Source organism: Paracoccus sp. J56, assembly GCF_019633685.1.
Lineage (GTDB): Bacteria > Pseudomonadota > Alphaproteobacteria > Rhodobacterales > Rhodobacteraceae > Paracoccus > Paracoccus kondratievae.
Genome location: NZ_JAFL01000007.1, coordinates 131,486 through 155,851 on the forward strand (window position 1 = coordinate 131,486; position 24,366 = coordinate 155,851).

Genomic DNA, 24,366 nt, shown 5'->3' on the forward strand with positions numbered 1-24,366 from the left:
CGCGTGCGAGGCGCTATATAGTGGTGCCATGGACAGATTGGCAGGGCAAATCGGCGGCATGTCGTCGCATGGCAGACTGCACGCGATGGTCGAACCCTTCGACCGCCGTGTGCTGGATGTTGGCGACGGACATCAGCTGCATGTCGAACAAAGCGGCAATCCCGACGGGGTGCCGGTGATCGTCCTGCATGGCGGGCCGGGCGGAGGGTGCAGCCCGTATATGCGGCGCTTCTTTGATCCGTCGTATTACCGGGTCGTGCTGTTTGACCAGCGCGGCTGCGGACGCTCGCAACCCCATGCCTCGGTCGAGGCCAACACGACCCGGCACCTGATCGCCGATATCGAGATCATCCGCAGCACCCTTGGGATCGAACGGGCAACCCTGTTCGGCGGCAGTTGGGGCGCAACGCTGGCCGTCGCCTATGCCGAAGCCCATCCCGACCGGGTCGGGGCCATGGTGCTGCGCGGCGTTTTCCTTGGCCGCCGGTCCGAACTGAACTGGTTCTACGGTGGCGGTGCCGCGCGCTTTTTCCCCGACCGTTGGGCCGAGTTTCAGGCCCCGATCCCCGAAGCCGAGCGGGGCGACATGATCGCCGCCTATCACCGGCGGTTGTTCAGCGGCGACCGGGGGCAGGAAACGCGCTTTGCCATGCCCTGGCTGGTCTGGGAAAACACTCTGGCAGGGCTTGAAATCATCGGCGCCGGCCATGCTCCCCCCGATTACGCCCGCACCTTTGCCCGGCTCGAGAATCACTATTTCGCAAATGGCTGCTTTCTCGAAGAGGGGCAGCTTTTGCATAACCGCCACCGGATTGAACATATCCCCGCCGTGATCGTGCAGGGACGCTATGACATGGTCTGCCCCCCCAGCACCGCGTGGGAGCTGGCCGAGGGCTGGGACAAGGCCGAATTGCGGCTGGTACCGGCCTCGGGTCATGCGCTGAGCGAGCCGCGAATCGCCGCTGAACTGGTGCGGGTCATGGACGGGTTGCGCGATGGAACGCGCCAGAGCTGACACGCCCTTTGCGGGGTTTCCCGTCCCTGCGGCGGTTTCCCTTGCAATTTGGTGCCGGGCGGCCTATATGCGGCTCAACAGCGGCGCAGGCGTCCACACCCTGCCCACCGGTAAGACGCACGGGCCGCCACGGCCCGTTTTTTGTATTTGGGGAAACTGAATGACCGACCTCATCGCCAAGACCGCCATCGACCGGCGTCTGGCCGAGATCATCGCCCCGGTCATCGAGGATCTGGGTTTCGAACTGGTGCGCATCCGCCTGCAAGGCGGTAAGACCGCCACCTTGCAGATCATGGCCGACCGGCCGGAAGGCGGCATCAACGTCGACGACTGCGCCGATATTTCGACCGCGGTCAGCGCGGTGCTGGATGTCGAGGATCCGCTTGAGGACGCTTATCATCTTGAGGTTTCAAGCCCCGGCATCGACCGCCCTCTGACCCGGGTTAAAGATTTCGCCACCTTTGAAGGTTATGAGGCAAGGTTGGAAACCAACCAGCCCATCGACGGGCGCAAGCGCTTCAAGGGCGTGCTCGCGGGCGTCGAGGGTGACGAGGTGCTGCTTAATATCTCCGAAGGTGATGAGACCCACACCATCGGGCTGAATTTCGACTGGCTTTCAGATGCAAAGCTGGTCCTGACCGACGAACTGATTGCCGAAATGCTACGGCAGAAAAAGGACGCGGGCGTACAGATCGACAATCTGGACGAATCCGCCTTTGACGAGATCGAAACGGAAGCCGGCGAAGACAACGCCGCCGCGAAGGAGTGAGGAATGGCCATCACCTCTGCCAACCAGCTTGAACTGCTGCAAACTGCCGAGGCCGTTGCGCGGGAAAAGATGATCGACCCCGATCTGGTGATCGAGGCGATGGAGGACAGCCTCGCCCGTGCCGCCAAGTCGCGCTACGGCTCGGAAATGGACATCCGCGTCCATATCGACCGCAAGACCGGCAATGCCACCTTCACCCGCGCCCGCACCGTGGTCGAGGATGACGCGGTCGAGAACTATCAGGCCCAGTTCACCGCCGCGCAGGCCCTGCCCTATTTCGAACCCTCCAGGGACGGCCAGTCGGGCTGGCTGCGCGAGGGCCAGAAGCTTGAGGATTTCTCAGGCAGGCCTCAGCCCGGCGATGTGTTCGAGGAACGCGTTCCTCCGGTCGAGCTGGGCCGCATCGCCGCGCAATCGGCCAAGCAGGTGATCCTGCAAAAGGTCCGTGAGGCCGAGCGTGACCGCCAGTACGAGGAATTCAAGGACCGCATCGGCACCATCATCAACGGTGTCGTCAAACGCGAGGAATACGGCAACATCATCGTCGATGTCGGCCGTGGCGAAGCGATCCTGCGCCGCAACGAAAAGATCGGCCGCGAAAGCTATCGCCCGAACGACCGCATCCGCGCCTATGTCAAGGACGTGCGCCGCGAGGCCCGCGGTCCGCAGATATTCCTGTCGCGCACCGACCCGCAGTTCATGGCCGAACTGTTCAAGATGGAAGTGCCGGAAATCTATGACGGCGTCATCGAGATCAAGGCCGTGGCCCGTGACCCCGGCTCGCGCGCCAAGATCGCCGTGATCAGCTATGACAACTCGATCGACCCGGTCGGCGCCTGCGTCGGCATGCGCGGCAGCCGCGTTCAGGCCGTGGTGGGCGAGCTGCAGGGCGAAAAGATCGACATCATCCCGTGGTCCGACGATCAGGCGACCTTCCTTGTGAACGCCCTGCAACCGGCCGAGGTCGCCAAGGTCGTCTTTGACGAGGATGCGACCCGAATCGAGGTGGTGGTCCCCGACGAGCAGCTTTCGCTGGCTATCGGTCGCCGCGGCCAGAACGTGCGGCTGGCAAGCCAGCTGACCGGGCTCGACATCGACATCCTCACCGAGGAAGAAGAGTCCAAGCGCCGGCAGGCCGAATTCAACGCCCGCACCAAGCTGTTCATGGACACGCTGGATCTGGACGAATTCTTTGCCCAGCTTCTGGTTGCCGAAGGCTTCACCGATCTCGAAGAGGTGGCCTATGTCGATGTAGACGAGCTGCTGGCGATCGAAGGCGTGGACGAAGCGACCGCTGAGGAGCTGCAGACCCGCGCCCGCGAGCATCTGGAGGCCGCGAACAAGGCCGCGCTTGAGAATGCCCGCGCCCTTGGCGTCGAGGACAGCCTGATCGAATTCGGGGGCCTGACCCCGCAGATGGTCGAGGCGCTGGCCAAGGAAGGCGTCAAGACGCTTGAAGATTTTGCCACCTGCGCCGACTGGGAACTGGCGGGCGGCTGGACCACGCAGAACGGTCAGCGCGTCAAGGATGATGGCATCCTTGAGCCCTTCGATATCAGCCTTGAAGAGGCCCAGAACCTCGTCATGACCGCCCGTGTCATGCTGGGCTGGGTTGACCCGACCGAGCTGGAATCGGCAGAAGCCGATGAAGCCGACGGACAGGAGGCCGGGGTGTAACGCCCCGGGAGATAGATGACGCGCGGGGGCCGTATCAAGGACCGCGAGACGCCCGAACGGCGCTGCATCGTCACGGGCGAGACCCAGCCTAAGGCGGGTCTGATCCGCTTTGTCGCGGACCCCGATGGCGAGGTCGTGCCTGATCTGGCTGAAAAGCTGCCCGGACGCGGGTTCTGGGTGGTGGCTGATCGCGCTGCCTTGGACAGGGCGGCGGCGAAGGGACTGTTTTCACGCGGTGCCAAAGCCCGCGTCACCGCTCCGTCCGATCTTCTTGAGATGATCGAGGCGGGGCTGGCGCGGCGGGTGACCGACACGCTTTCGCTGGCCCGCAAGGCGGGACTGGCGGTTGCAGGATTTGAAAAGGTCAAGGACTGGCTGGCCTCGGGCAAGGTCAAGGTACTGCTTCAGGCCAGCGACGGATCCGAGCGGGGCAAGGGTAAACTGTGGACGCCGCCGGGAGGCCGGTGGTTCGGCTGCATGACCGCCTCAGAATTGGGTTTGTCCTTTGGGCGCGATCATGTCATACACAGCGCGCTTGCGCCGGGGGGCCTGACCGAAAGATTGATCAGGGACGCGAGCAGACTGACTGGTCTGCGCGGGCATGACGGCGGTGCACCCGCCGGGAAGGAATGAAGATCGGATGAGCGATAGTGACGGAAAGAAACCCCTGGGTCTTGGCGGCGGCCGTTCGGGCCATGTGAAGCAAAGCTTCAGCCACGGTCGGACCCATAACGTGGTCGTCGAGACCAAACGCAAGCGCGTGGTCGTACCCGGCAAGACCGGAGCGGCTGGCGGCGCACGCGCAGGTTCGCCCTCGGCCGTGTCGGGCGACCCGTCGAAGCGCCCGGCCGGGATCTCGGATGCCGAGATGGAGCGCCGTCTGGCTGCTCTCAAGGCCGCCAAGGCCCGCGAGGTCGAAGAGGCTGCGCAGCGTGCTGCCGAGGAAAAGGCCCGCGAGGAAGAGCGCGAACGCCGCCGGCTGGAAGCCGAGGCCAAAGAGCGTGAAGAGCGTGAGCGTGAAGAAGCCCTGCGGCTGAAAGCCGAAGAGGATGAGCGCCGTGCCCGCGAGGCCGAGCTGCGTGAAAAGAAAAAGGCCGAGCTTGCCAAGCCCAAGGCAGCGCCGCGCCCGGCGGCCCCCGCCGACCGTGCCGCTGCCGAGGCCGCAGCCGTCCGCGCCGAAACCAAGGGCGTCAGCGCCGCTGGCCCACGCAAGACCGACCGCGACCGCGACCCCCGCGGCGGGGCGGACGACCGCGACAGCCGTGGCAAGGGCCGCGAGGACAGCCGCCGCACCGGCAAGCTGTCGCTGAGCCAGGCACTGGATGGTGAAGGCGGCCGCCAGCGCAGCCTTGCCGCGATGAAGCGCAAGCAGGAAAAAGCCCGGCAGAAAGCCATGGGCGGCAACCAGCGCGCCGAAAAGCAGGTCCGCGATGTCCAGTTGCCCGAAACCATCGTGGTCTCGGAACTGGCCAACCGCATGGCCGAACGCGCGGCTGACGTCGTCAAGGTCCTGATGAAAATGGGCATGATGGTCACGGCAAACCAGACCATCGACGCCGACACCGCCGAGCTGGTGATCGACGAATTCGGCCATCGCGCTATCCGTGTTTCAGATTCCGACGTCGAACAGGTGATTGATCAGGTCGAGGACCAGCCCGAGGATCTGAAGCCGCGTCCCCCCGTGGTCACCATCATGGGCCACGTCGACCACGGCAAGACCTCGCTTCTGGATGCGATCCGGAAGACCAGCGTCGTCACGGGTGAGGCCGGTGGCATCACCCAGCATATCGGCGCCTATCAGGTTAAGACCGAATCGGGTGCGACGCTGACCTTCCTCGACACGCCCGGCCACGCGGCGTTCACCTCGATGCGCGCCCGTGGTGCGCAGGTGACGGATATCGTCGTTCTGGTGGTTGCCGCCGATGACGCAGTGATGCCGCAGACGGTCGAGGCGATCAACCACGCCAAGGCCGCCAAAGTGCCGATGATCGTCGCGATCAACAAGATCGACAAGCCCGAGGCCAACGCGCAAAAGGTCCGCACCGACCTCTTGCAGCATGAGGTCGTGGTCGAGGCGATGTCGGGCGACGTGCAGGATGTCGAGGTTTCGGCCAAGACCGGCAAAGGTCTGGAAACGCTTCTGGAGGCCATCGCGCTGCAAGCCGAGATCCTTGAGCTTAAGGCCAATCCGGACCGTCCCGCTCAGGGCGCGGTCATTGAGGCCAAGCTGGATGTTGGCCGGGGCCCGGTTGCCACGGTTCTGGTCCAGCACGGCACGCTGAAGCGCGGCGATATCTTTGTCGTCGGCGAACAGTGGGGCAAGGTGCGCGCGCTGATCAACGACAAGGGCGACCGTATCGACGAAGCAGGCCCCTCGGTTCCGGTTGAGGTTCTGGGCCTGAACGGCACGCCCGAAGCGGGCGACGTGCTGAACGTGGTCGAAACCGAAGCCCAGGCGCGCGAGATCGCCGATTACCGTATTCAGGCGGCCAAGGACAAACGCGCCGCTGCCGGTGCCGCGATCACCCTTGACCAGATGCTGGCCAAGGCCAAGGCGGATGAAAACGTCGCCGAACTGCCCGTGGTCATCAAGGCCGACGTGCAGGGTTCGGCCGAGGCGATCGTCCAGGCGCTGGAAAAGATCGGCAACGACGAAGTACGCATCCGCGTGCTGCATTACGGCGTCGGCGCGATCACCGAATCGGATGTCGGTCTGGCCGAGGCCAGCCGCGCTCCGGTCATCGGCTTCAACGTCCGCGCCAATGCCCCGGCCCGCAATGCTGCCAACCAGAAAGGGGTCGAGATCCGCTATTACTCGATCATCTACGATCTGGTTGATGATATCAAAGCGGCGGCTTCGGGTCTGCTGTCGGCCGAGGTGCGCGAAACCTTCATCGGTTACGCCGAGATCAAGGAAGTGTTCCGCGTCTCGGGCGTCGGCAACGTCGCCGGCTGTCTGGTCACCGAAGGTGTGGCGCGACGCTCTGCCGGCGTGCGTCTGCTGCGCGACAACGTGGTGATCCACGAAGGCACGCTGAAGACGCTCAAGCGCTTCAAGGATGAGGTCAAAGAGGTCCAGTCCGGTCAGGAATGCGGTATGGCCTTTGAAAACTACGACGACATCCGCAAAGGCGACATCATCGAGATCTTTGAGCGCGAGGAGGTACAGCGTCAGCTGTGATACTGCGCAGAATGAGACAAAAGGGCGGGCCTGCGGGTCCGCCCTTTTCATATCCGCCGCCCCTTGCGCGGGCATTGGCGCAAAAAAACGGGGCCCGACAGGGGCCCCGTTTCGGCATTCCAGATAGTTCGCTTGCCTCAGGACAAGACGGGTTTGCCCTCATAGGTCTTGGTGCCTACCCGGACGACAATGTTCCCATTCGCCTGCTGCCGCTCAAAAACACCTTGAACAGAAATGCAGCTACCGATCGTGATCGTGCGAATCATGTCCAATCTCCTCCTCTTGAGGATTTCAGGATTGTCACAAATTCGTTAAATGTTAATCGGGAATGTGCAAATATACTGCAAGTTGTTGATATGATCCCCGCTCGCGTGACCGATATGTCTCATATCCAGTCGCGCAGGATGGGAATTAGCGGCAAATCAGCGGGTGGCATCGGGTATTTGTTCAATTCCGAGGCACGCGCCCAGGACAGTTTTTGCCCTTCACGAGGCATTGGCACGCCCTGCCAGCGCCGGCAGGCATAAAGCGGCATCAGCAGATGGAAATCTTCATAGGCGTGGCTGGCAAAGGTCAGAGGCGCAAGACAGGATTGCCATGTCTCGATCCCCAGCTCTTCGTGCAGTTCGCGGATCAGCGCGGCTTCGGGGGTCTCACCCGGCTCGACCTTGCCGCCCGGAAACTCCCACAGGCCTGCGAGGGACTTGCCCTCGGGGCGCTGTGCCAGCAGGACGCGACCGTCGGTGTCGATCAGAGCGACGGCCGCAACAAGCACCATTTTCATGAGCGGTAATCGGCGTTGATATCAATGTAGCGATGCGTCAGGTCGCAGGTCCAGACCGTGCGCTGCCCCTTGCCCAGCCCCAGGTCGACGCCGATGATCAGGTGGTCGCGCTTCATATAGGCGCTGGCGGCGGCCTCGTCATAGCTGGGCGCGCGCCAGCCTTTTTCGGCCAGGACCATGTCGCCAAAGCGGATGCACAGCCGGTCGCGGTCAGCCTTGGCACCGGACTTACCGACGGCCATGACCACGCGGCCCCAGTTAGCATCCTCACCGGCGATGGCGGTTTTCACCAGCGGCGAATTGGCGATAGCCATGGCCACGCGATGCGCATCGGCATCATTAGCCGCACCGGTGACCTGCACTTCGACGAATTTTGTCGCACCTTCGCCGTCACGGACCACCTGCTGGGCAAGATCCAGCATCACCTGCGACAGCGCCTTGCCAAAGGCCCGCGCCGGGGCCGAACGCAGATCGGTGATCGGCGCAGCCCTGGACTTGCCGGTCGCGGCAAGGATCAGCGCGTCCGAGGTCGAGGTGTCGCTGTCCACGGTGATCGCGTTAAAGGTCTGATCCAGGCGCGACGACAGCATCCGTTGCAACATCGCCGGCGCGATCTGCGCATCGGTAAAGATATAGACCAGCATCGTCGCCATATCCGGCGCAATCATGCCCGAACCTTTGGCGATGCCAACGATGTTGATCGGCCCGCCCTCACCCTGAATGGTCGCCGAAGCACCTTTCGGGAAAGTGTCGGTGGTCATGATGGCACGCGCCGCATCCGCCGCACCCGAGACGTCCAGACTGGCCGCCAGATCGCCGATAACGGCGGTGATGCGCTCGGCCGGCAGCGGCTCGCCGATCACCCCGGTCGAGGATGAGAACACCCGCTCACGCGGCACGCCCAGCGTCTTGGCGACGCCACCGGTGACAGTATCGACCGCCTCCTGGCCCAGCCGGCCGGTAAAGGCATTGGCATTTCCCGAGTTCACGATGATCGCCGCGCCTTTGGCCGTGTCCTGTTTCAGCGCCAGCTTGGCCTGACAGTCCAGAACGCAGGCCGCACGGGTCGAGGATTTGGTGAACGCGCCCGCGATAGCCGTACCCGGCGCCAGCCGGACCAGCATGACATCGGTACGGCCCTTGTATTTGACCCCTGCGGCACCGGCGGCGAATTCCACCCCCTCGACCACCGGCAGATCGGGAAACCTGGCCGGCGCCAGCGGAGAGACCGGGTTCCCGGGCTTGGCCACCGCCCCGATCGCGGCACCTGCGGCCGCACCAGCCCGGGCCTCGATGCCGGCTGCGGCCTCTTTCAGCGCAGATTTCAGCTTTTTCAACTTTTTCTTTAGCGTCTTCAGCTTTTCAGCATCGGAAAGGCCGGACTTCTTGTCATCGGTCTTGGCCATGGCTCACTCTCCAAGGATGTCGGTCTTGTTCAGCAGATCGGGGGTCAGGCCTTCGGTCTTTTCGATCTTGGCCTCGCCCACGCGTTTTTCGATCTCGGCCTGCACACGGTCGCGACGGACCTGCACGGCAAGTTGTTCTTTGACCTCTTCAAAGGCGGGCGGAGTGACCTCGCGGGTGTCGTTCAGCTTGATAACATGCCAGCCGAACTGGGTCTCGACCGGCTCAGAGACCTGACCCTTTTCCAGTTTCTTCACCGCTTCGGCAAAGGGCTCCACCATCTGCTCGGGCTGGAACCAGCCCAGATCGCCTTTGTTAGGACCCGAGGTGTCGGTCGATTTCTCTTCGGCGAGCTTGCCGAAATCGGCGCCCTCAGCCAGTTCCCTGGCGATGGCGTCGGCCTCTTCCTTGGTTTTCACCAGGATATGGGCGGCGCTATATTCCATGCGCGGGCCGGCATCTGCACCAATTGCCTGATCATAGGCGGTTTTCAGCTCAGCCTCGGTCGGCTCGGCAGCGGCGACCTTTTCCAGCACCGAACCGGCCAGATAGGCGCGCTTTTCGATCTCAAGCGCCACGGTATCGCGCTTGCTCAGCGGCTCGGCCCCCTGGGCAACGGCGGTCTGGCGGATCATCTGGTCCAGCATCAGATCCCACAGCGCCGTATCGGGCAGGCCCTGCGTGGCCTGAGGGTCCAACCCGTCGCGCATGGCAATCATCTGGCCAAGGGTGATCGTCTCGCCATTGACGGTGGCGACAACGGTATCAGCGTCCTGCGCCCAGACGGGCAGACCCGACAGGACCCCCGACATCAGCACCGAGGCAGCGAGAAGCGGTTTCAGCATGGTCTTCCCTTTCATGGGACGGCGCGTCCACGTACAGGTGAACGGGCGCAAGCGTTGACAGTGGGGCAACCGGGGCATACATCCGGCTCAACCGAAAATGCGCGCCCGTCGCCGTTTTTCCGGCCCCGTGATAGGGCAAGGCGAATGGTGCCGGCAAGTGGGCGGAACGTCCGGCGCAGCCCCAGATACGCGATTTTGAAGGTTCATATGCTCGGCATCGGAAACTTGGCGAAACTGGTCTTTGGAACACCCAACGACCGCAAGGTGAAATCAGTCCGCCCCCTCGTGGCCCAGATCAACGCGCTGGAAGAGGAGTTCCGTGCGCTCTCCGATGCCGAACTGATCGGCAAGACCCGCGAATTGCAGGGCCGGGCGCAATCGGGTGAGGATCTGGACAAGCTTCTGCCCGAAGCCTTTGCCAACTGCCGCGAGGCAGCGCGCCGGGCACTTGGCCTGCGCGCCTTTGACACCCAGCTGATGGGCGGGATCTTTCTGCATCAGGGCAATATCGCCGAGATGAAGACGGGCGAGGGCAAGACGCTGGTCGCGACCTTCCCGGCCTATCTGAACGCGCTGGCGGGCAAGGGTGTGCATGTCGTCACCGTCAACGACTATCTGGCCAAGCGGGACGCACATTGGATGGGCAAGGTCTTTGCCCAGCTGGGCATGACCACCGGCGTCGTCTACCCTTTCCAGCCCGACGAGGAAAAGCGCGCCGCCTATCAGGCCGACGTGACCTATGCCACGAACAACGAGCTGGGCTTTGACTACCTGCGCGACAATATGAAGGGCTCGATTGATCAGATGGTCCAGCGCGGGCATTTCTATGCCATCGTGGACGAGGTTGACTCGATCCTGATCGACGAGGCTCGGACGCCGCTGATCATCTCGGGGCCAAGCCAGGACCGCAGCGAGCTTTACAAAACGCTCGACAAGTTCATCCCTGAACTGACGCCCGAGCATTACAAGCTGGACGAAAAGTCCCGCAACGCCACCTTTAGCGAGGAAGGCAACGAATATCTGGAAAAGCGGTTGCAGGCGGCGGGCGTGCTGCCCGAGGGGCAGACGCTTTACGACCCCGAATCGACCACCATCGTCCACCACGTCAATCAGGCCCTGCGGGCGCATAAACTGTTCCAGCGCGACCAGCATTACATCGTCCGCGACGATGAGGTCGTACTGATCGACGAGTTTACCGGCCGGATGATGAAGGGCCGCCGCCTTTCGGACGGGCTGCATCAGGCCATCGAGGCCAAGGAAGGCGTCGCCATCCAGCCCGAAAACGTCACGCTGGCCTCGGTTACCTTCCAGAACTACTTCCGGCTTTATGACAAGCTGTCGGGCATGACCGGCACTGCCGCCACCGAGGCCGAGGAATTCGCCGAGATCTATAAGCTTGGCGTGGTCGAGGTTCCGACCAACCGCCCCGTGCAGCGTATCGACGAACATGACCGCGTCTATCGCACCGCGGCCGAGAAATATGCCGCCGTGATCGAAACGATCAAAGAGGCACATGCCAAAGGTCAGCCGATCCTTGTCGGCACGACCAGCATCGAAAAATCCGAGATGCTGTCGCAGATGCTGAACAAGGTTGGCATCCCTCACAACGTTCTGAACGCCCGCCAGCACGAGCAAGAGGCCAAGATCGTCGCCGATGCCGGCAAGCTGGGCGCGGTGACCATCGCCACCAACATGGCCGGCCGCGGGACCGACATCCAGCTGGGCGGCAACGTCGAGATGAAAGTGCTTGAGGCGCTGGCCGAAGACCCCGAGGCCAACCCCGACGAGATCCGCGCCCGGATCGAGGCCGAACATGCCGCCGAAAAGCAGGCGGTACTAGAGGCCGGTGGCCTGTTCGTTCTGGCAACCGAACGCCACGAAAGCCGCCGCATCGACAACCAGCTGCGCGGCCGTTCGGGCCGTCAGGGCGACCCCGGCCGTTCGCTGTTCTTCCTGTCGCTGGAAGATGACCTGATGCGCATCTTTGGCTCTGAACGGCTGGACAAGGTTCTGTCCACCTTGGGCATGAAAGAGGGCGAGGCGATCGTTCACCCCTGGGTCAACAAATCTCTGGAACGCGCACAGGCCAAGGTCGAGGGCCGCAACTTTGACATCCGCAAGCAGCTGCTGAAATTCGACGATGTGATGAACGACCAGCGCAAGGCGATCTTCAGCCAGCGTCTGGAAATCATGCATACCGAAGAGGTCGGCGATATCGCAGCGGATATGCGCTCGCAGGTGATTGACGATCTGATTGATGAATATCTGCCGCCCCGCGCCTATGCCGAGCAATGGGACGTCAAGGGTCTGCATGACGCGGTGATCGACAAGCTGAACATGGATCTGCCCATCGCCGATTGGGCGGCCGAGGATGGTGTCGATCAGGACACGATCCACGAGCGTATCCAGCAGCACACCGATTCCTATATGGCGCAAAAGGCCGAGCAGTTCGGCCCGGAAAACATGCGCCAGATCGAAAAGCAGGTTCTGCTGCAACAGATCGACAGCAAATGGCGCGAGCACCTGATCACGCTAGAGCATCTGCGCTCGGTCGTGGGCTTCCGCGGCTATGCGCAGCGCGATCCGCTGTCGGAATACAAGACCGAAGCGTTCCAGCTGTTTGAATCCATGCTTGACGGTCTGCGCATTGATGTGACGCAGCAGCTGGCCCGTATCCGTCCGCTGACCGATGCCGAACGCGAACAGATGCTGCGCGAATACCAGCAGCAGCAGGCAGCGGTGCAAGAGCAGATGCACCCTGAGCATGAAGAGGCCGAGGGCGGCGAAGTCTCGGGCCGAGTGGCGGGCTTTGACGAGACCGACCCCACCACATGGGGTAATCCGTCGCGCAACGATCCCTGCCCCTGCGGCTCGGGTAAAAAGTTCAAACACTGCCACGGCGCGCTGGCATGAATTAAGGGGCCCCCGGGCCCCTTTTTCATATCGTTACGGTGCTGGCGGCCGCCTAGTCGGGTACCAGCATATACCCCGTGCCACGCACGGTCTGCAGATAGCGCGGCTCTTTGGGATCAGGCTCGATCTTGCGGCGCAGACGAGTGATCTGCACGTCGATGGCGCGTTCGGAATTCTCACCCGCATCCTCGGCCGGGCTGCGGCCCAGATCCTCGATCAATTCGGTGCGGCTGACCGGCTGGCGCGGCGTATCGGCCAGTCGCTTCAACAGCGCCTGCTCGGTCCCGGTCAGGCGCAAGGGGGTCTCACCCTGCCACAGCTCGCCCTTGTCGGCGTCATAGCGCAGCGGACCAAGGGACAGGAACTTTGGCCCCTTTGTCTCGGCCGCAGGCATGCGGCGCAGGATGGCAGCAATGCGCAGCAGCAGTTCGCGCGGCTCAAAGGGCTTGGGCAGATAGTCGTCCGCGCCGCTTTCAAGCCCTTCGATCCGGTCCTCGGTCTCGCCCTTGGCGGTAAGCAACAGGATCGGCGTGTTCATACGCTTGCGCAGGTCGCGGGTCAGCGCAAACCCGTCCTCGCCCGGCATCATCACGTCAAGCACGATCAGGTCGAAATCCAGACCACCAAGCAGGCGCCGTGCATGGGCGGCGTCACGCGCGGTAGTGACCAGAAAATCGTTGCGCAGCAAAAAGCGGCGCAAGAGGCTGCGGATACGCTCGTCATCATCGACGACCAGAATATGGGGCGCGGGCTGCGAGTCGGGATTGGTCATGTCACTCGGGCATTTCCCTTAGCGCGTGATACTGGCGCAGGGTTTCCTGGTCCATCATCGCCTCAAGCACCTGGCGAAAGCCAGCCACCGCCTGCGGTCCGGCGGCACGATAGGCGGCGCGCATACGGGCACGCTGCGCCTCGGACAGCCGGCGTTCAAGCAGCGCGCCCTTTTCGGTCAGGTAAAGCTGCCGCTCGCGCCGGTCACGGCGACCAATACGGCTTTCAACCAGCCCGTCCTCGATCAAGGTACGCAGCACACGGTTCAGCGACTGCTTGGTCACACCCAGCACATCCAGCAGCGCCGTCACCGTCAGACCTGGCTCGCGATTGATGAAATGGATCGCGCGGTGATGGGCGCGGCCATAATCAAGCTCGGTCAGAATCATGTCGGGATCGGCGGTAAAGGCCCGATAGGCGAAAAACATCGCCTCGATGCCGCGACGAAGCTGGTCGTCGGTCAGAAACAGCAGGTTTTCGCCCCCCGCCGGCGCAGCGCCCACCTTGTCCTGCATGACTTCTCCGTAAACCATTACCTTGTATTACGTCAGACTTGTTGACTTTCCAACCATGAATGGATAGCCCGGACGTCAAGTTGCGCAACTTTCTTTGCCAGACAGGGTAATGAAACGCAACATTCCGAACACATAACCGGCCGGAGGGAAAAATGGCGGGCGCATATGATGATCGTGACGGCAAGATCTGGATGGATGGCAAGCTGGTCGATTGGCGGGATGCCCAGGTGCACATCCTGACCCACGCCCTGCATTATGCAAGCTCGGTCTTTGAAGGCGAGCGTTGCTACAACGGCAAGATCTTCAGGGGGCACGAACATTCGCTGCGTCTGATCGAATCGGCCCGGCTGCTGGACATGACCTCGCCCTATACCGCTGAAGAGATCGACCGCGCCAAGGATGAGGTTCTGGCCGCAAACGGGTTCAAGGACGCCTATGTCCGTGCGGTTATGTGGCGTGGCTCGGGCGAGGATATGGGGGTTTCGGCCCGCCGCAACCCGGTGCGCATGGCTGTCGCCGCCTGGGAATGGGGCAGCTATTACGGCGATGCGAAATGGCAGGGCGCCAAACTCGACATCGCCAAGTGGAAACGCCCCAGCCCCGAGACGATCCCCACCGCCGCCAAGGCCGCCGGGCTTTACATGATCTGCACCATGTCCAAACACGCCGCCGAGGCGAAAGGCTGCTCGGATGCGCTGTTCATGGACTGGGAGGGCTATGTCGCCGAGGCCACCGGCGCCAACATCTTCTTCGTCAAGGATGGCGAGGTGCATACGCCGCTGGCCGACCGCTTCCTGAACGGCATCACGCGCCAGACCGTCGTCCAGATGCTCAATGACAAGGGCATCGCCGTGCATGAACGCCGCATCCGCCCTGAAGAGCTGGCAGATTTTCAGGAATGCTTCCTGACCGGCACCGCGGCCGAGGTGACCCCGGTCGGGCAGATCGGCGACTGGCATTTCCAGGTCGGCGACACCACCCGCAAGATCGCCGAAGAATATGAACAGCTGGTCCGCGCCTGATCGCAGATCGCAGGACAAAAAACCGGCCGGGCCCTGACGCCCGGCCGGTTTTCATTTGCGGGTTACGGGATCAGACCCGATGACCCCGCTCGATCCGGGCGAATTCCGCAGCACGGCGATTCGCCGCCTCGTCACGGGCACGGGGCCGCGTGCGCAGCGTGATAATGGACGGGTGAAGGCCGGATTCACGTTCCTGCCGCGTGAAATATTGCGTGCGGCCGAAACTGCTTTCCTGACTTCGGTCAGCGATATGTCTGGTCATGTTCGGTCTTCCTCCTGCAACAGAGTATAGCGCGAATGCGCGGGAATTTCACCCCTTGGCCCGCGACAGCTGACCTCAGGCCGCCTTGATGCCCGGCGCAGCGGCCAGCATGGCATGCAGCGCCACCGGGTCCTCATTGGCACGCAGCTTGGCGCGCAGGTCCTGATCACGCAACGTGCGTGAGACCAGCGCCAGCGCCTTGAGGTGATCAACGCCCGAGTTCTTGGGCGCCAGCAACGCAAAGATCAGATCCACCGGCTGGCGATCCACCGCGTCGAAATCCAGCGGCTTTTCCAGCCGCAGGAACAGCCCGACCACGCGATCCAGCCCGTGCAGCCGCGCGTGCGGCAACGCCACGCCATGCCCGACGCCGGTCGGCCCCAGGCTTTCGCGTTCCTGCAGCGCGTCCAGCGTCTGCGCCGCGTCCACACCATAGACCGCCCGCGCCTGTTCGGCGATTTCCTGAAACAACCGCTTCTTGCTGGTGGTCTGGCTCATCGTCCGCACTGCGGCAGGGGAGAGAATGTCGCTGATCTGCATGTCGCCCGAAATTGTCAGGTCCCGGCCGCGGGCTGCGCGACCGGGACGATTGGTTCAACAAGACTGCCCGTCTGGTACCAGTCTAGCTCAAGTTGCGGGGGTCGATCCAGCCTACGTTACCGTCATCGCGACGATGAACCACGTTCACGCCCCCATGTTTCTCGTTCCGAAAGACCAGCAGCGGGCTGCCGGCCAGTTCCATCTGCATCACCGCCTCGCCAACCGACAGGGTGGGCACGCGGGTCTCCATCTCGGCGATGATCATGGGCTGCAGGCCGTTTTCCTGCGTTTCCCATTCGTCCTCATCGGCGGCAAGCACATACATCCCCGCCTGTTCGAATTCAACCGGCTGGGTCCGATCCTTGTAATGGTCCTTAAGACGGCGCTTGTAGCGGCGCAGCTGCTTGTCCATCCGCTCGCGGCATTGCTCGAAAGCCGCATAGATATCCGTGGCGCTGCCCTTGGCCTGAACAGTCAGCCCGGTTGAGAGATGCACCACGGCGTCGCATATGAATTCATGCGCGTTACGGGAAAAGATGACCGTCGCATCCGTAGGGCGTTGCGAATACTTTTCGATGGTCACGCCAAGCTCGGTCTTGACATGAGTCGAAAGCGCCTCACCTACGTCGATCTGTTTTCCGCTGATCTGGTAGCGCATGGTCTTCGTCCTTTCGGTTGCCCGGGCTGTGGTTGCGGCCCTTGCGAGGAGCCTGGCGTCCGGGGTTTTCCGACCGTGCTTTCGTGCCCGGTCATATCCTCATTTGGTGACAGCCGCGGCCTTGTGTCAACGGCTGCGCAGAGGATCGGCACGTCCCTGCGTTCAGTTCATGCGGAAGGTTTCGCCCAGATAGACGCGACGGACCTGAGGATCGGCGACGATTTCTGCGGTAGAGCCGGATTTCAGTACATGTCCGTCATGCAGAATATAGGCACGGTCGACGATCTCCAGCGTCTCGCGCACGTTGTGATCGGTGATCAGAACACCGATGCCGCGGCTTTTCAGGTCATGGACCAGTGAGCGAATCTCGCCCACGGCAATCGGATCGACACCGGCAAAGGGTTCATCCAGCAGCAGATAGGCCGGATCGGCTGCAAGGCAGCGCGCGATCTCGACCCGCCGCCGCTCCCCCCCCGACAGCGCCATGGCCGAGGCGCCGCGCAAATGGCCGATCGAGAAATCGCCCAACAGCTCTTCAAGCCGTTCGCGGCGCTGATGGACATGCGGCTCGACCAGTTCAAGGACAGCCATGATGTTCTGCTCGACCGTCAGGCCGCGAAAAATCGACATTTCCTGCGGCAGATAGCCGATCCCCATACGGGCGCGCTGATACATGGGCAGAACAGTCACATCCTGTCCGTCGATCAGCACCTGACCCGAATCGGGGGCGACAAGGCCTGCCACACAGTAAAAGCAGGTCGTCTTGCCCGAGCCGTTCGGCCCAAGCAGCGCCACCACCTCGCCCCGGTCCAGATCCAGTGCCACGTCCCGGATAACCGGGCGCTTGCGATAGGATTTGCGCAGCCCGCGGACGCGCAGCCCCAGTTCCCCGGCCATAGCGTCAATTCTCCGGCTGCAATACGCTGCGGACCCGGCCCGAAGCATTGGCCGTGCCGCTTTCCAGATTTACCGTGACCCGCTCACCGGCCAGCACATTGCTGCCCTGGGTCAGCAACACGTCGCCAGTCAGTACGACGGTGCCGCTTTCGACATTGTAGTCAGCGGCGCGGGCCTCGGCCGCGTCCTGTCCGCTGACCAGGGTGACGTTCCCTTCTGCATGCAGGGCGCTGATGCGGCGCTGGTCTCCCTGGGCATAGGTCACGGTCACGCTGTCGGCTGACAGCCGCATCGCGCCCTGCCCGATCAGCACATGACCCGAAAATGTGGCCTTCCCGGTCTTTTGATCGACGCTCAGCGAATCAGCAGTAACTTCGACCGGCGCCTTGATGTCCTGCGCCCTGCCGAACCCTGTAGTCTGCGCCTGCACCGATCCTGCTGCCAGCACAAGCGACAGGATCACGGGCAAAAGCGGTCCGGGCCGGATCATCGGATTTCCTTTCTGGCGCCTGTGACGGCCCCTCTGTGGCGGCGGCACCGGGTCATGGGCGGTATATCAAGCGGACTCCGCCGCTTAAATCAAGCACATGATCGCCGCTGCCCTGTCCTGAAGGGCGCAATTCCATCTGCCCGGCCGTCAGTTCGCCGAAGGGGGCAAGGACATTCACCTCGCGGTCCGAGACGACCGTGCCTGCGATGGTCGAGGCCAGGAACTGGGGCGCGGTCACCACCCAGCCATCGGCTGTGGTCATGCGCACGCCATCGCCCAGCAGGACCTGTTCGCCCTCAAGCGCGGCCGAGCCGGCGCTGACATCCGCCGCCCTGCCATCACGGGCGCGCAAGGTCATGTGCACCGTCTGCGCCTGTCCCTCGCCCTGCCCGCCATCGGGCCGCGCCTCGGCGGCCGTGATACTGAGCTGCGCCCCGTCATCCGTCACCCCGGCATAGGTCGGGCTGGTCACTGCCTGACGTTCGGCCAGCTCGCGCGGGTCGACATCGGCGTAGGGGATGCTCGCATCGGGGTCGGGGTTGCGGCCCAGCAGAAACAGCACCGATAAAAGCGCCAGCGCCGACAGCGGCAACAGCACCCTCAACCATGCGACGATGCAGGACCGGGTGCTCACCTACAAAAACCCCGTGCGCAGAAAATCATGGATATGGATCAATCCGGCGGGCGCACCGTCGGGCGTCACCACGAACAGGCAGGTGATGCGGCGGGACTGCATTTCGGCCAGCGCGGATTCGGCCAGCGCCTCGGGGGCAATGGTGCGCGGATTGCGGGTCATTACCTCGGCCGCAGTATGATCCAGCAGGCCCTGCATATGCCGCCGCAGGTCGCCGTCGGTGATGATACCGGTCAGGCGGCCCAGTTCGTCGGTCACGCCAGTCACGCCAAAGCTTTTCTGGCTGATGGTCAGCAGCGCATCAGCCATAGGCGCGCCTTCGGAAACCAGCGGCATGTCCTTGTGCATCAGATCGGCGACGCGCGACAGTTTCGCCCCCAGCTTGCCGCCAGGATGGAAGGTGCGAAAATGCTCGGGTGTGAACTTGCGATGTTCCATCAGCGCCACGGCCAGCGCATCCCCCAGTGCCATGGTCATGGTGGTCGAGGTAGTGGGCACGATGCCGGTGCCGCAGGCCTCGGGTGCCGCAGGCAGCACCAGCGCGACATCAGCCTGACGCAGCAGGGTCGATTGCGGCCGGCTGGCAACGCCGATCAGCGGGATCTGAAAGCGCCGGGTATGGGCGATCAGGTCCGCAAGCTCGGGCGTCTCACCCGAGTTTGACAAGACCAGCGCCACATCCGCCTCGGTCACCATGCCCAGATCGCCGTGGCTTGCCTCGGCAGGGTGGACGAATTGCGCCGGAGTACCGGTCGAAGCCAGCGTCGCCGCGATCTTGCGCCCGACATGGCCGGATTTGCCCATGCCCGAAACCACCACCCGGCCACGGGCAGCCAGAATGGCCTCGACCGCGCGGTCGAAACTGTCGCCAAGACCTTCGGCCAGCAGCGCCAGCCCCTCGGCCTCGGTTCGGATCACCCGGTGGGCGGTGTCAAGATATGCGCTCATGGCCGGCTATCTAGTGATGAAAGATGTCGTTTTCATCCCCCCAGCCCAACAGATCCATATGGGCCCGGACAGGAAGGAAATCAAAACAGGACTGCGCAAGCTCCAGCCGGCCTTCGCGGGCCAGCCGCCTTTCCAGCTCGGTTTTCAGCGCATGCAGGTACAGAACGTCCGATGCAGCATATTCCAGCTGCGCCTCGGACAGATCGGACGCGCCCCAGTCGCTGGTCTGCTGCTGCTTCGAGATATCGACCCCGACCAGTTCCGAAAGCAGATATTTCAGTCCGTGACGGTCGGTATAGGTGCGCACCAGTTTCGAGGCGATCTTGGTGCACCAGACCGGCCTGGTCACCACGCCAAAGGTGTTTTCCAGCGCAGCGATGTCGAACCGGCCAAAGTGGAACAGCTTTACCACATCGGGATTGGCCAGCATCCGCACGAGGTTCGGTGCCTCACGCTGGTCTTTGGTGATCTGGACCAGATGCGCATTTCCATCGCCCGAGGACAGCTGGACAAGGCACAGCCGGTCACGGCGCGGGTCAAGACCCATCGTCTCGGTGTCGATGGCGACGACCGGGCCAAGATCCAGATCGTCGGGCAGGTCATTGCGATGAAGGGTAATGGTCATGTCGAGCTTCTCGGGCTGCGGGTTTGAGTTGCTGTAACCCCTTTGCCCCCGTTAGCGCCAGCCCCGGTGTCCGCAAGCAAGGCCGCCAGATACCCCGCCGCGGCGGCCCGTCGCCGATAGTGGCGCAGATGTGCAACAATCCATACCAAAACAGTAAAATTTTTGCACGTATTCCTGAGTAAAATACTTGAATCTGGTTCCGCGCCTCTATAAGCCGCGCGAGAACCTGTCAAAACAAGGCTTTGACCATGAAATTGCGCCGCATCATCCCGCTGGCGGGGGTGTCCTCGCTTGCCCTGGCCTCTGCGCTTTACGCGCAGGACAACCAAAAGCCGCAAACCGATACCGTCGTGCTTAGCCCGATCACGCTGGTCGCAGATGGTCAGGAAAACGTTGAGGCAACCGGTGGTGTGGTCGTCTCGTCCGAAGACATCGAGGCAATGCAGCCGGCCGATGTGTCCGAGCTTTTTGCCCGCGATTCCGCGGTCACCGTCTCGGGCGGCGCGGGCCCGTCAAAACGGATTCACGTCTTTGGCCTCGAACAGTCGAACCTCGCCGTTACCGTGGACGGCGTGCCGCAAGGGCCGACGAGCTGGCATCATACCGGCTCGAACGTGGTTGACCCGGCCTTCCTGAAATCGGTCGAGGTCGAGGCTGGCGCGGCTGCCGCAGACGCAGGCTTTGGCGCGGCGGCCGGTGCGGTGCGCTATGAAACCGTCGGCGCCAGGGACCTGCTGACCGATGGCAAGACCCAAGGCGGCCGCGTCGGCCTGTCCTATGGCTCGAACGGTCGGGGCTGGGCCGGCTCGCTCGCCGGCTATGGCGTCTATGAGGGTTTTGACTGGTTCGCCATGATCCACGCCACCCATGGCGAGGATTACGAAAGCGGCAATGGCCTGAAGATGGATGGAACCGATCCCGGTGCACAGGGCGCCCTCGTCAAGCTGGGTTACGAGTTCGACACCCATCGCATCGAACTGGGCTACGACTACAGCCAAGACGACGCCGACCGAACCATCAAGATGAACATGGACCTGTATCCGACCAACCCCGAAAGGCCAGTTGATCGCGGCGTCTATCCGTTGAAAATCACCCGCAATACGCTAACGCTGAAATACAGCTCGACCGCTCCGACGGATACCTGGGATCCTCAGGCAATGATCTTCGTCAGCAACAACAAATACGAACGCCCGAACTATGTCATGGACCGCACCAACGGCGACATGAATCTGGAAAACCAGACCATCGGCGGCAAGCTGCAGAACACCTTTACGCTTGGTCAGGGCAAGCTCACCGCCGGTGTCGATTGGGGCTATGACGATTACAACGTCGACAATTACGGCGACACTGACCGTCGCTACTGGTCGATGGAGACGATGCAGATCGGAGCTTATGTCCAGGGCCGTTTCGAGTTCGACAACGGCATCGACCTTTCCACCGGCTTGCGGCTGGATCACCACCGCTTCACGGACTGGAACGGCGGCAAACACAACGATACCGGTGCAAGCGTAAACGGCACACTTTCTTATGAATTTTCTGAAGGGTATGAGATATTCGCTGGCGCCTCGCATACTTGGCAGGGTTATAACTTTGGCGAATACGCGCTGCTGCACGCCCGCACCAAGAATCTTTATGTCGACAGCAGCTTTGAGCCAGCGACTGCCCGCAATATCAAATTGGGACTGAACGCCAACCAAGGGAACTGGACCGGTAACCTAACCTTCTTTGACACTCGCCTGAAAAACCTCGGTGAATACAACACCGACGGGCAGTATGATGATGATCCGGCAACCGCACCCTTCCTGACCAATGCCGAAGAATACCGGAGCAAGGGCTTTACCTTGCAAGGTGCCTATACTTGGGGGACGGGCCAGGTTGGCGGCAGCTTCACCAAGGCGGATGTTACCTATGACGGCGACGGCGCGTTGCCGCAGGGTGGGGCCGTGGTTCCGGTTGGCAAGCTGGCCACGCTGTTCATTGATCAAGAGATCCCACAGTATAACTTGAAAGTCGGGGGCACTATCGAATGGGCAGGCAAGCTTTCGACTGCCGAGATGCGCGCGGCAGGGTTTTCGGACCACGATTCCTATGCTGTGGTCAACGTTTACGGCGAATGGCGACCGGAGAGCTATGAAAACGTCGCTGTTCACCTGAACGTCGATAACCTGTTCGATGAAAACTATTATGAGCGTTCGAGCTATGTTCAGCTCGATCCGCGCGGCGTGAAGCCGCTCTACGCCCCCGGCCGTACGGTCACACTGGGCCTGAAGATGGATTTCTGATCCATCCGCCAGACGGAACGGTAAGGCCCCTTTCACAGGGGCCTTTTTCATAGCTGAGCCGCCAGTATTGATATTTGAAATATCAATTGTCTTATGCTACATATGCATAATCAAGGATTGGAAATCAGCTGATGATAACCTCGGCCCAGATGCGTGCAGCACGTGCCCTGCTTGGCATAGACCAAAAGCGGCTGGCCGAACTTTCGGGCCTGTCGGTCCCCACCATCCAGCGCATGGAGGCCAGCGATGGCAATGTGCGCGGCGTGGTTGAAAGCCTGACCCGCGTGGTCGAGGCGCTGGAGACCGCCGGGATCGAACTGATCGGCGAGGGCGCGGCAAGCGCCTCGGGCGGGCGTGGCGTGCGGCTGAAATCCGGTCCGCAGACGTAATCGCGACGGAGACCGCCGGCAAACGCCGACGACCCCGCCGCCTTTTTTCATGAAGGTGCGGCTCCAAATGAACCAGAAGGTCAACGCAGCGCCGGGATTCGCGCAGCTGTTTACCCCGAAATTGATCACCGTTCTGCGCGAAGGCTATGGCGCGGCCCAGCTGCGCGCCGATGCTGTGGCCGGACTGACTGTCGCCATCGTGGCCCTGCCCCTGTCGATGGCGATCGCCATTGCCTCGGGCGGAACTCCGGCACAGGGGCTTTATACTGCCATCGTCGGCGGCTTTCTGGTGTCGTTGCTCGGCGGCTCACGCTATCAGGTCGGCGGGCCTGCGGGGGCTTTTATCGTGCTGATCGCCGGGATCGCCGCGCAACACGGTATGTCGGGGCTGATCCTTGCCACCTTCATGTCGGGAATGATGCTGCTTGCCATCGGGCTGCTACGCCTTGGCACCTTCATCAAGTTCATCCCTTTCCCGGTGACGGTCGGCTTTACCGCCGGTATTGCCGTGATCATCTTTACCAGCCAGTTGAAAGAGATCTTTGGCCTGGCGCTTGAGAATGAACCCGGCGCGTTGATCGAAAAGATCCCTGCTCTCTGGCAAGTCCGGGACACTGTGACACCCGCAGCAATGGGGGTGGCGCTTGGCACCATCGCAGTTATCGTCGGGCTGAAACGCCTGCGTCCGCACTGGCCCGGCATGCTGATCGCCGTAGCATTGGCGGCGATTTTCATCGCCGTCACTGGCGCGAATGTCGCGACCATCGGCAGCCAGTTCGGAGGCATCCCCTCGACCCTGCCGGCTCCGGCCCTGCCCGAATTTTCGCCAGACAAGGTAAAGGCGCTGTTGCCCGGTGCCATGTCACTGACGCTGCTCGGGGCCATCGAATCGCTGCTCTCGGCAGTGGTGGCAGATGGAATGACCGGCCGTCGGCATCGCTCTAACTGCGAGCTTGTCGCGCAAGGCGTCGCGAATATGGGCTCTGCGCTATTCGGCGGCATCTGCGTGACTGGCACCATCGCCCGTACCGCGACCAACGTGCGCTCGGGCGCGCACGGGCCTGTCGCGGGGATGCTGCATTCGGTGTTCCTCTTGGGCTTCATGCTGGTCGCAGCGCCGCTTGCCTCTTACATCCCGCTGGCAGCTCTGGCCGGAGTGCTGGCGGTCGTAGCCTGGAACATGATCGAGAAACCCGCCATCGCCATCCTTCTGCGCTCGGGCTGGGGCGAAACAGCGGTGCTGGCAGTCACCTTCCTGTTGACGATCTTCCGCGACCTGACCGAGGCCATCGTGGTCGGTCTGGCATTGGGTTCGGTGCTGTTCATCCAGCGGATGAGCCAGGCCGTCGGGGTCGAGGCGCTGGTCGGGGCAGATCTTGCCGACAGCGATCAGCCGCGCGCGGATCAGCCGCAGGTGCGCGATGTGATGGTCTATCGCATCTCAGGAGCACTGTTCTTTGGTGCCACAGCCTCGATCGGATCGGTTCTGGACCGCATTCAGGATGGGTTGCAGGTACTGGTGGTGGATTTCAGCGCCGTACCCTTTCTCGATTCGACCGGCGCGAATATGATCGAAGGCTTGGCACATAAGGCGCAACGGCGTGGCATCGACCTGTGGCTGACAGGGGCGAGCCGAGACATTCGCCGCGTTCTGCTGCGGCATGGTCTGCGTCGCCCGCTCGCCCATTATGCCCCGTCCGTCGAAGAAGCGCTGCGGCGGCATAACCGCCCCTGACACGCCGCAT

24 protein-coding genes are annotated in these 24,366 nt (G+C 62.5%); 10 read left to right on the forward strand and 14 right to left on the reverse strand.

Going from position 1 to position 24,366, the window contains the following annotated elements:
* The first annotated feature begins 28 nt into the window (after window positions 1-28).
* The 5 genes from pip to infB all read left to right on the forward strand — a co-directional run bounded on the left by pip (window position 29) and on the right by infB (window position 6,642).
* The gene (pip, locus tag M511_RS07185; RefSeq protein ID WP_029371505.1) at window positions 29-1,015 is read left to right on the forward strand and encodes a prolyl aminopeptidase; all 987 of its coding nucleotides are present in this window, start codon (window positions 29-31) and stop codon (window positions 1,013-1,015) included.
* A gap of 160 nt (window positions 1,016-1,175) precedes the next feature.
* A complete protein-coding gene (rimP, locus tag M511_RS07190; RefSeq protein WP_010393537.1) occupies window positions 1,176-1,784 on the forward strand; it encodes a ribosome maturation factor RimP in 609 nt (202 codons plus the stop codon).
* Window positions 1,785-1,787: 3 nt separating this feature from the next.
* Entirely contained in the window at window positions 1,788-3,461 is a 1,674-nt protein-coding gene (gene nusA / locus M511_RS07195) for a transcription termination factor NusA (protein ID WP_010393534.1), read from the forward strand.
* A 15-nt stretch (window positions 3,462-3,476) separates the two neighbouring features.
* Window positions 3,477-4,094, forward strand: a complete 618-nt coding sequence (locus tag M511_RS07200) for an RNA-binding protein (RefSeq protein WP_010393531.1) — start codon at window positions 3,477-3,479, stop codon at window positions 4,092-4,094.
* 7 nt (window positions 4,095-4,101) lie between these two features.
* On the forward strand, window positions 4,102-6,642 hold the full coding sequence (infB, locus tag M511_RS07205; RefSeq protein WP_010393530.1) for a translation initiation factor IF-2: 2,541 nt from the start codon (window positions 4,102-4,104) through the stop codon (window positions 6,640-6,642).
* Between the two features lie 137 nt (window positions 6,643-6,779).
* Here the strand turns inward: infB and M511_RS19420 are convergent, their stop codons facing one another.
* The 4 genes from M511_RS19420 to M511_RS07220 form a co-directional block, all read right to left on the reverse strand.
* On the reverse strand, window positions 6,780-6,908 hold the full coding sequence (locus tag M511_RS19420; RefSeq protein ID WP_010393528.1) for a hypothetical protein: 129 nt from the start codon (window positions 6,906-6,908) through the stop codon (window positions 6,780-6,782).
* A gap of 119 nt (window positions 6,909-7,027) precedes the next feature.
* Window positions 7,028-7,426 carry an 8-oxo-dGTP diphosphatase MutT gene (mutT, locus tag M511_RS07210; RefSeq protein ID WP_010393526.1) on the reverse strand — a complete coding sequence of 133 codons (399 nt, stop codon included), beginning with the start codon at window positions 7,424-7,426 and terminating at the stop codon, window positions 7,028-7,030.
* On the reverse strand, window positions 7,423-8,832 hold the full coding sequence (gene argJ / locus M511_RS07215) for a bifunctional glutamate N-acetyltransferase/amino-acid acetyltransferase ArgJ (protein WP_010393525.1): 1,410 nt from the start codon (window positions 8,830-8,832) through the stop codon (window positions 7,423-7,425). Before argJ ends, mutT begins: the two co-directional genes overlap by 4 nt.
* A gap of 3 nt (window positions 8,833-8,835) precedes the next feature.
* Window positions 8,836-9,675: a peptidylprolyl isomerase gene (locus M511_RS07220; RefSeq protein ID WP_010393522.1), complete on the reverse strand. Its 840-nt coding sequence runs from the start codon at window positions 9,673-9,675 to the stop codon at window positions 8,836-8,838.
* 207 nt (window positions 9,676-9,882) lie between these two features.
* Here M511_RS07220 and secA point away from each other — a divergent pair, with 207 nt between their 5' ends.
* Window positions 9,883-12,588 (forward strand): preprotein translocase subunit SecA, encoded by a 2,706-nt coding sequence (secA, locus tag M511_RS07225; RefSeq protein WP_085501792.1) that lies wholly within the window; start codon window positions 9,883-9,885, stop codon window positions 12,586-12,588.
* A 52-nt stretch (window positions 12,589-12,640) separates the two neighbouring features.
* On the opposite strand, the gene M511_RS07230 is transcribed toward secA, so the two are convergent.
* Window positions 12,641-13,360 carry a response regulator gene (locus tag M511_RS07230; RefSeq protein WP_010393518.1) on the reverse strand — a complete coding sequence of 240 codons (720 nt, stop codon included), beginning with the start codon at window positions 13,358-13,360 and terminating at the stop codon, window positions 12,641-12,643.
* Between the two features lies 1 nt (window position 13,361).
* Complete coding sequence (locus M511_RS07235) at window positions 13,362-13,874, reverse strand: MarR family winged helix-turn-helix transcriptional regulator (RefSeq protein ID WP_010393516.1); 513 nt, start codon at window positions 13,872-13,874, stop codon at window positions 13,362-13,364.
* A gap of 152 nt (window positions 13,875-14,026) precedes the next feature.
* On the opposite strand from M511_RS07235, the gene M511_RS07240 reads away from it, so the two are divergent.
* On the forward strand, window positions 14,027-14,896 hold the full coding sequence (locus M511_RS07240; RefSeq protein WP_010393514.1) for a branched-chain amino acid aminotransferase: 870 nt from the start codon (window positions 14,027-14,029) through the stop codon (window positions 14,894-14,896).
* Window positions 14,897-14,966: 70 nt separating this feature from the next.
* Here M511_RS07240 and M511_RS07245 read toward each other — a convergent pair whose 3' ends face one another.
* The 8 genes from M511_RS07245 to M511_RS07280 all read right to left on the reverse strand — a co-directional run bounded on the left by M511_RS07245 (window position 14,967) and on the right by M511_RS07280 (window position 19,950).
* Complete coding sequence (locus M511_RS07245; protein ID WP_085501793.1) at window positions 14,967-15,158, reverse strand: hypothetical protein; 192 nt, start codon at window positions 15,156-15,158, stop codon at window positions 14,967-14,969.
* A gap of 75 nt (window positions 15,159-15,233) precedes the next feature.
* Window positions 15,234-15,698 carry a PTS sugar transporter subunit IIA gene (locus M511_RS07250; RefSeq protein ID WP_010393508.1) on the reverse strand — a complete coding sequence of 155 codons (465 nt, stop codon included), beginning with the start codon at window positions 15,696-15,698 and terminating at the stop codon, window positions 15,234-15,236.
* Between the two features lie 82 nt (window positions 15,699-15,780).
* Window positions 15,781-16,356 carry a ribosome hibernation-promoting factor, HPF/YfiA family gene (hpf, locus tag M511_RS07255; protein ID WP_010393507.1) on the reverse strand — a complete coding sequence of 192 codons (576 nt, stop codon included), beginning with the start codon at window positions 16,354-16,356 and terminating at the stop codon, window positions 15,781-15,783.
* A 162-nt stretch (window positions 16,357-16,518) separates the two neighbouring features.
* Window positions 16,519-17,253, reverse strand: coding sequence for an LPS export ABC transporter ATP-binding protein (lptB, locus tag M511_RS07260; RefSeq protein ID WP_010393506.1), 735 nt, complete (start codon window positions 17,251-17,253; stop codon window positions 16,519-16,521).
* Between the two features lie 4 nt (window positions 17,254-17,257).
* On the reverse strand, window positions 17,258-17,743 hold the full coding sequence (lptA, locus tag M511_RS07265; RefSeq protein ID WP_010393505.1) for a lipopolysaccharide transport periplasmic protein LptA: 486 nt from the start codon (window positions 17,741-17,743) through the stop codon (window positions 17,258-17,260).
* A 52-nt stretch (window positions 17,744-17,795) separates the two neighbouring features.
* Window positions 17,796-18,377 carry a hypothetical protein gene (locus M511_RS07270; RefSeq protein ID WP_029371503.1) on the reverse strand — a complete coding sequence of 194 codons (582 nt, stop codon included), beginning with the start codon at window positions 18,375-18,377 and terminating at the stop codon, window positions 17,796-17,798.
* Window positions 18,378-19,325, reverse strand: coding sequence for a KpsF/GutQ family sugar-phosphate isomerase (locus M511_RS07275; RefSeq protein WP_010393501.1), 948 nt, complete (start codon window positions 19,323-19,325; stop codon window positions 18,378-18,380).
* A gap of 10 nt (window positions 19,326-19,335) precedes the next feature.
* Window positions 19,336-19,950 carry a ribonuclease D gene (locus M511_RS07280; RefSeq protein WP_085501794.1) on the reverse strand — a complete coding sequence of 205 codons (615 nt, stop codon included), beginning with the start codon at window positions 19,948-19,950 and terminating at the stop codon, window positions 19,336-19,338.
* A 248-nt stretch (window positions 19,951-20,198) separates the two neighbouring features.
* Between M511_RS07280 and M511_RS07285 the strand changes: the two genes are divergently transcribed.
* The 3 genes from M511_RS07285 to M511_RS07295 all read left to right on the forward strand — a co-directional run bounded on the left by M511_RS07285 (window position 20,199) and on the right by M511_RS07295 (window position 24,356).
* Complete coding sequence (locus M511_RS07285) at window positions 20,199-22,232, forward strand: TonB-dependent receptor (protein WP_085501795.1); 2,034 nt, start codon at window positions 20,199-20,201, stop codon at window positions 22,230-22,232.
* Between the two features lie 131 nt (window positions 22,233-22,363).
* The gene (locus M511_RS07290; protein ID WP_010393487.1) at window positions 22,364-22,621 is read left to right on the forward strand and encodes a helix-turn-helix domain-containing protein; all 258 of its coding nucleotides are present in this window, start codon (window positions 22,364-22,366) and stop codon (window positions 22,619-22,621) included.
* 67 nt (window positions 22,622-22,688) lie between these two features.
* Window positions 22,689-24,356, forward strand: coding sequence for a SulP family inorganic anion transporter (locus M511_RS07295; RefSeq protein WP_085501796.1), 1,668 nt, complete (start codon window positions 22,689-22,691; stop codon window positions 24,354-24,356).
* The last annotated feature ends 10 nt before the right edge of the window (window positions 24,357-24,366 follow it).

Coding starts and splice junctions, on each gene's coding strand:
- pip (WP_029371505.1), top strand. CDS start 29: ATGGACAGATTGGCAGGGCAAATCGGCGGCATGTCGTCGCATGGCAGA.
- rimP (WP_010393537.1), top strand. CDS start 1,176: ATGACCGACCTCATCGCCAAGACCGCCATCGACCGGCGTCTGGCCGAG.
- nusA (WP_010393534.1), top strand. CDS start 1,788: ATGGCCATCACCTCTGCCAACCAGCTTGAACTGCTGCAAACTGCCGAG.
- M511_RS07200 (WP_010393531.1), top strand. CDS start 3,477: ATGACGCGCGGGGGCCGTATCAAGGACCGCGAGACGCCCGAACGGCGC.
- infB (WP_010393530.1), top strand. CDS start 4,102: ATGAGCGATAGTGACGGAAAGAAACCCCTGGGTCTTGGCGGCGGCCGT.
- M511_RS19420 (WP_010393528.1), bottom strand. CDS start 6,908: ATGATTCGCACGATCACGATCGGTAGCTGCATTTCTGTTCAAGGTGTT.
- mutT (WP_010393526.1), bottom strand. CDS start 7,426: ATGAAAATGGTGCTTGTTGCGGCCGTCGCTCTGATCGACACCGACGGT.
- argJ (WP_010393525.1), bottom strand. CDS start 8,832: ATGGCCAAGACCGATGACAAGAAGTCCGGCCTTTCCGATGCTGAAAAG.
- M511_RS07220 (WP_010393522.1), bottom strand. CDS start 9,675: ATGCTGAAACCGCTTCTCGCTGCCTCGGTGCTGATGTCGGGGGTCCTG.
- secA (WP_085501792.1), top strand. CDS start 9,883: ATGCTCGGCATCGGAAACTTGGCGAAACTGGTCTTTGGAACACCCAAC.
- M511_RS07230 (WP_010393518.1), bottom strand. CDS start 13,360: ATGACCAATCCCGACTCGCAGCCCGCGCCCCATATTCTGGTCGTCGAT.
- M511_RS07235 (WP_010393516.1), bottom strand. CDS start 13,874: ATGCAGGACAAGGTGGGCGCTGCGCCGGCGGGGGGCGAAAACCTGCTG.
- M511_RS07240 (WP_010393514.1), top strand. CDS start 14,027: ATGGCGGGCGCATATGATGATCGTGACGGCAAGATCTGGATGGATGGC.
- M511_RS07245 (WP_085501793.1), bottom strand. CDS start 15,158: ATGACCAGACATATCGCTGACCGAAGTCAGGAAAGCAGTTTCGGCCGC.
- M511_RS07250 (WP_010393508.1), bottom strand. CDS start 15,698: ATGCAGATCAGCGACATTCTCTCCCCTGCCGCAGTGCGGACGATGAGC.
- hpf (WP_010393507.1), bottom strand. CDS start 16,356: ATGCGCTACCAGATCAGCGGAAAACAGATCGACGTAGGTGAGGCGCTT.
- lptB (WP_010393506.1), bottom strand. CDS start 17,253: ATGGCCGGGGAACTGGGGCTGCGCGTCCGCGGGCTGCGCAAATCCTAT.
- lptA (WP_010393505.1), bottom strand. CDS start 17,743: ATGATCCGGCCCGGACCGCTTTTGCCCGTGATCCTGTCGCTTGTGCTG.
- M511_RS07275 (WP_010393501.1), bottom strand. CDS start 19,325: ATGAGCGCATATCTTGACACCGCCCACCGGGTGATCCGAACCGAGGCC.
- M511_RS07280 (WP_085501794.1), bottom strand. CDS start 19,950: ATGACCATTACCCTTCATCGCAATGACCTGCCCGACGATCTGGATCTT.
- M511_RS07285 (WP_085501795.1), top strand. CDS start 20,199: ATGAAATTGCGCCGCATCATCCCGCTGGCGGGGGTGTCCTCGCTTGCC.
- M511_RS07290 (WP_010393487.1), top strand. CDS start 22,364: ATGATAACCTCGGCCCAGATGCGTGCAGCACGTGCCCTGCTTGGCATA.
- M511_RS07295 (WP_085501796.1), top strand. CDS start 22,689: ATGAACCAGAAGGTCAACGCAGCGCCGGGATTCGCGCAGCTGTTTACC.